Annotated in this window: 2 protein-coding genes; both read left to right on the top strand. The window is 54.6% G+C overall.

Annotation, left to right across the window (positions count from 1 at the left end; genetic code table 11):
* Positions 1 to 54 precede the first annotated feature (54 nt).
* Positions 55 to 3,387: a SusC/RagA family TonB-linked outer membrane protein gene (locus QZ302_RS08260; protein ID WP_294594369.1), complete on the top strand. Its 3,333-nt coding sequence runs from the start codon at positions 55 to 57 to the stop codon at positions 3,385 to 3,387.
* A gap of 27 nt (positions 3,388 to 3,414) precedes the next feature.
* Positions 3,415 to 5,556, top strand: coding sequence for a SusD/RagB family nutrient-binding outer membrane lipoprotein (locus tag QZ302_RS08255; protein WP_294594367.1), 2,142 nt, complete (start codon positions 3,415 to 3,417; stop codon positions 5,554 to 5,556).
* Positions 5,557 to 5,655 lie beyond the last annotated feature (99 nt).

Raw genomic sequence — 5,655 nt, 5'->3', positions numbered from 1 at the left:
TAAATTGTATGTACGTCCCCAAAATCGGTTTTCAACAACCTCCTGATCTTTTGAATGTTCACTCCGAATTTTCACCTCCTTGCCTCTGTTTTGCAGACAGAGGCGGTGACGGTGACGGCTTTGGGGGGTAAAAAACAGGATCGGAAACTCGGTTATGCCACCTCTACCGTAAAGGGAGACGAGCTGGCACGTACCAATACCATCAGCCCGGTCAATGCTTTGCAGGGTAAGGTAGCAGGGCTCCAGATTTCGACCTCCGGGTCGTCGGGGCTGACCTCGTCGCCGGTGATTACACTCCGCGGGGCGAAGTCGCTGACCAAGAACAACTCCCCGATTTTCGTCATCGACGGGATCGTGATGGAGAACTCCGTGATGGGGTTGGACGCCGACGGCAGTAACAGCGGGATTGCGTATGGCAACCAGCTGAAGAACCTCAACTCCAACGACTACGAATCGGTTACCGTGCTGAAAGGTGCTGCCGCAACCGCACTGTACGGGTCTCGCGGTGCGAACGGTGCCATCGTGATCACCACCAAAGGCGGTAAGGCTCGTAAAGGGGTAGGGATCGAAGTGAACTACTCACACGAATTCTCGCAGACCTATGCTGCTCCGATGAAGCTCCAGAACCTCTATGGGATGGGCTCGCCGACGAACGGCTACGAAGGGGACATCATTCCCAACGTAGGGTCTACCGTTTCCGACGGCGTGTACAGTGCACAATCGTTCGGGCCGCGGATGGATGCCGGTTTGCAGATGAGCCAGGAGTATAAACTGGGGAAATACAACAACCCGGTCGAACCGTTGCTCTCTTATGCCAACAACTGGAAATCCATTTTCCAGACCGGACAACAGGACAATGTCAGCGTCGCTCTGACCGGCGGGTCGGAAAAAGCGACCTATCGTGTTTCTTATGGGTACACCAACATGAAAGGTGCGCTGCCCAACAACGAATTCAAACGCCATTCGGTGAACGTTCGGACGAACGGTAAGATCAACGACGTCTTCTCGGTGGACTTCAGCATGCAGTACTCGAACTCCAACACCCTGAATCCGAATATCTTCTCGGCATTCGGAGGACGGAGCTACGCAGCGATTGTTTCGCAGCAGATCAACCGGAACACCGACCTGAAATGGTATCGCGACAACTATATCGACTATTCGACCTGGATGCGTCTGCCCGACGGATCGAGCACTGCCCTGAAATCCATTCAGAGTGCCCTGAATACCTTCGTGGACGACAACACCAACCACAACGAACAGACCATTATCGCCAGCGTAGGTTTGACCGCTCAGTTCAACAGCTGGTTGGACGCCAATGCGCGACTCACTTACAACGACTATTCGTACTTCAACGAGACCAAAAACTACGGTTCGGGTTTCGGCCGAGGAGGAGCTGAAGCAGGCGATCCTGTCTATAGCCCCGGTGGGAGCTATTCGATCGGCGGCGGTAAATCGGGCGAATACAACTTCCTCGGTCAGCTGCACAGCAACAACCTCTTCCTGGACGACAACCTCGAACTCGACGTGCGTCTGTTCTATGAATTGTACGGAAACAGCCGCGGTTCGAGCTGGTCGAAATCCACGCGGGGCGGCCTCATTGTTCCCGGAATGTGGAACTTCGGCAACTCGGCCGAGCCGCTCGAAGTGTCGAACTACGATACGAATCTGAACTACCGCAACCGGATGACCTATGGGATCGGGGGTGCCGTCAACCTCTCGTGGAAAGACCAGATCAATCTTGAAGTAACGGCCCGTAACGACTGGCTGAGTTCGTTGCTCTATCCGACCTGGATTCCGCAGGGGTCTGACAACTGGTCGGTCTTCTATCCTTCGGTGAACTTGTCGTGGGTCTTCTCCGACACGTTCAACATCGATCCGAATATCCTCTCGTACGGTAAACTGCGTGCATCGTGGGGACAGGTCGGTTCCGGGACGTCGGCTTACGAAACCGCGTCGGGGGCGGGCGGATTCGACGTGAAAACCGAAAGTGCTCCGAATGGCAATAATCTCCAGTTCGCTACGCCGAACAACTCGACCCTGCCGAACTACGACTTGAAACCGGAAATCCAGACCTCTATGGAATTCGGTGCCGACCTCCGTTTCCTGAACGGACGGATCGGGGTCGATGTGGCTTACTATAAGATCAACACCCGCAACCAGATTCTGAAACTCGATGCCGTGAAAGAGTCCGGGGTAACCAAACAGCTCATCAACGCCGGTAACATCCAGAACCAGGGTTGGGAACTTCAGTTGGACTTCCGTCCGATCCAAACCCGGACGGTACGTTGGGAAATCGGCCTGAACTGGAGCCGCAACCGGAGCAAAATCAAAGAGTTCTATGAAGGCATCAGCTCTTACAAACTCTTCGACAACGGTACCGGCGGGATTCCGGGCATCTATGCCTTCGAAAACGGTGCGTTCGGACAAATCGTCTCCGGTTCGGGATACGGTTATACGAGCGACGGAGCCGGGGTGGCAGCTGTGTTCCGCAACATGGACGATCCGAACGACCCGCGCAACGGGAAAATGTTGATCAACTACGGCGGTACGACCAGCAGCCTGAATCTGCCTTACTACTCGATCGTACGCGGTAGCCAGGTTACCAACTACTACCACGGTGTACTGGGAAAAGATGAAGACGGTAACCAAATCGACGGGTACAACACCCCGGGTGACAAACCTTATCTGTATGACGTGCTCGGTAAAGTGGAACCCGACTTCTTCGCCGGTTTGACCACCTCGCTGACCGTCAACCTGCCGAACAACAGCGGTTCGTTCGACTTCTTCGCTCAGATCGACGGTCGCGTCGGCGGACACATGATCTCTTCCAAATTGCGTGAAGCCATGCAATACGGGAACGTCGAAATGTCGCTCTACGGTCGTGACGAGGAACACGGCGGGGTGGCTCGTGTCAACTACAAAGGCGAAACCGTTTACAACGGGATGATTCCGGACGGTGTGTTCTACAAAGATTTCAAGGTGACTCGCAAAGACAACGGTCAGGAAGTGACAGTGAAAGCCGGTACCACCTTCGCCGAAGCCGTCGAAGCGGGCGATATCGAACCGATGCTGTCGGCCATTTGGTATACCCAGGGCGGGAACTACGGTTTCTGGGGTGCACAGAACATCAACGTGTCGAAAGCCACCTACTTCTCGTTGCGTGAAGTGACCCTCGGGTACAACTTCCCGGACAAGTGGATCAAACACGTCGGTTTGCAGTCGGCTCGTCTGTCGTTCTCGGGACGTAACCTCTGCTATATCTACAACGGCATGCGCGGCGGAATCAATCCGGAGTCCATCTCGTCGAACAACCCGCTGACGCCGGTGGACTACGGTGGAGTGCCCTATGCGCGGAACTTCTCGATCAACCTCAACTTACGTTTCTAATTGTAAACCGACAATTCAACGACATTTATGAAAACAATCTCAAAATATATTTTTGGGGGAGTTCTGCTCTCGGCCCTGGCCCTCACCGGGTGTAAGGACAAGATGCGAGAGTTGAACACCAACCAGACCTCGTTGCAATCAACCGACCCGCGGTATATGTTCTTCGCTGCGACACGCCTGTTCGACAATTCGGACGGTCGTGGGTTCTGTGCGACCCGTTCGATGAGCATCGGTCGGTGGATGCAGTATTTCGCCACTACCGGCTCGTCTTATCCGGCAGCGACCGACCTTTCGATCAGTTCGCCGTGGCCCGGTGCGTATTGGAGCGAATTCAACGTCCGGAACGGGAGCCAGCTTCATGCTTTGTGTGAATATGTAGTCGGTCCGACGTTGAGCGAATTGGAAAAGATGCAGTACCAGGAGATCGGCGCGATCGCCAAAGTGCTGGAAACCTACTTGGCTTGGCGGAACTTCGACGTCTACGGCGCTGCGGTTTACACCCAGGCGTTCCGGGCGGCCGAAGGGATCAAACGGCCGGAATACGACCTTGTTCAGAATGTTTACAAAACTTTGGATCAGGTCGTGAAGGAAAAAGTAGTCGATGTACTGAAGCAACCGGCACCGGCAGGAACCCTTTCGCTGGGCAAATACGACCCGATGTACGGTTTTACCGTAAAAGTCAATCCTGAAGGGGGCTCGACGGTCACTCCGTTGGAGAATGCCGAAGTGCAGCGTTCGCGCTGGTTGAAATTCGCCAACACGTTCCGTCTGAAGATGGCCTACCGCTTCAAAGAACGGGATGCGGCACACTTCAATACCGTGCTGGCCGAAGTGCTTGATCCGGCTAACGGGGGGATGATTTCGAGCAACAACGAGTCGTGTATCCTCAAGTTCCCGAAAGACGTTTGGGGCGACGATACCAACGACGGGAACCAGGTAAGTTACTACAACCGAGCTCCGCTGTCGATGATCAACTCGCTGAAGGTGATGAAAGACCCGCGTCTGCCGCTCTTGTTCCGTCCGAACTTCAACGATACGTCGTTTGTCAATGCCTCTTATTTTAAGAACAATGCGTATGCAAAGGCTTACAAATGGATGTACACCCACTTCCCGGACTCGCTGACCAAGTATGGCAACCTGATGCAGTTGCACAATGTTTATCAGGGGGTCAGTCAGAACTCGTATGCTTATCAGCAAACCTGGGTTCCGGGGGTGATTATGCGCGGACAAGGTTTTTCGTTCGGTAAAATCGTCAATTCGAACTTCAACGAGGATCCTAAACTCAACAAACCGTTGTTGAGTCCGGAAACCGGCGAACCGATCGTCTGGGGCAAGGACACCACGATTACGTTCTACATCTGTTCGATGCCTCAGGGACGTTACTGGGTGAAAAACGGTGGGGACGGCTACGACTGGTACGACCAACCGAAACCGGACAAGACCCTCATTCAGTTGACCCGTCCGGTGATCGCTTACGACGAACACTGCTTCACCATGGCGCTGATCGCTCAGGAAACCGGCGCGGCTGTGGGCGGCAAGACGGCCGAAGGGTGGTACGAAGAGGCTGTCCGGGCCAATATGGCTCAGTTGATGGACGACGCCCTTCGTGTATATGTCGGGATTGCCACTTCTGTGGAATATCCGCTGCTGCCGCCCTACAACGGAACGTCTGCCGCGGACAAGCACCTCTATAAACTGACTCCGGCGATGATCGACGACTATGTGGCATCGATCCTGCCGCTGGGCAAGACCGGCAACGCCGTGTCGGAAATCATGACCCAGACCTGGTTTGCCATGATCTTCAACCCGGAAGAGATGTGGGGCATGTGGAAACTGACCGGTTATCCGCAGTTCATCAAGATTCCGGTGAAGAACGGGACGGGTGCTCCGGGCACGAATTACTTGCTGCCGGATGTACCTGGGCTCGAAATGGGCTTCACCAGCGGGAACGAAGCTACGGCTTTGGCCCGTCGTGCAGCTGTGCCGCAGCCCGAGGTGGAAAACAACGCCAACTATATGAAAATCCAGCAGGAGTTGATGGCGACTCCGGGCTTCGGGACTTCGTGGAACGACAACACGGGCCGGATCTGGTGGGATACCAAACCGATGGCTGCTCCGATCGAAAACCCGACGCTCTACGCACCGGAATACAACAGCGGCGTAAACTAACCGACTCTTCTCTTTTTATGGAAATGCGGGCCCTCCTCTCCTGAAGAGAGAGGCCCGCTCTCCGACCCAGCGGGAGGTTTGCCTAAAAAGAGAAGAGTC

The sequence above is a fragment of the uncultured Rikenella sp. genome (assembly GCF_910579375.1).
Taxonomy (GTDB): Bacteria; Bacteroidota; Bacteroidia; order Bacteroidales; family Rikenellaceae; genus Rikenella.
The sequence above is the reverse complement of the archived record's forward strand: the minus strand, read 5'-3'. Positions and strand labels throughout refer to the sequence as shown.